We start from the raw sequence: 383 nt of genomic DNA on the forward strand, positions 1-383 counted from the left end.
CGCCACGGCCATGAACAAACTCTGGCTGCGCGAGCGCTTCGACCTGCTCGTGCTTGACCTGATGATGCCGGGTGAAGACGGCTTGTCGATCTGCCGTCGCCTGCGCGGCGCAAATGATCAAACGCCCATCATCATGCTTACCGCCAAGGGCGAAGACGTCGACCGCATTGTCGGCCTTGAAATGGGCGCGGACGATTATCTTCCCAAGCCTTTCAACCCCCGCGAACTGATCGCGCGCATCCACGCCGTGCTGCGCCGCCGCGGCCCCGCCGAAATCCCGGGTGCGCCGTCCGAGACGCCGGAAACGTTCGCCTTTGGCGATTTCGTGCTCAACCTGGCCACGCGCACGCTCAAGAAAAACGACGAAGAGATCACCCTCACGA

1 protein-coding gene is annotated in these 383 nt (G+C 62.7%); it reads left to right on the forward strand.

What is annotated here, in order from left to right; all coding sequences use genetic code 11:
* On the forward strand, positions 1–383 hold a 383-nt coding region (locus D7V77_RS43035), incomplete at both ends, for a response regulator (RefSeq protein ID WP_120581798.1).

The organism is Corallococcus sp. CA041A (assembly GCF_003612075.1).
In the GTDB taxonomy this organism is placed as follows: domain Bacteria; phylum Myxococcota; class Myxococcia; order Myxococcales; family Myxococcaceae; genus Corallococcus; species Corallococcus exiguus.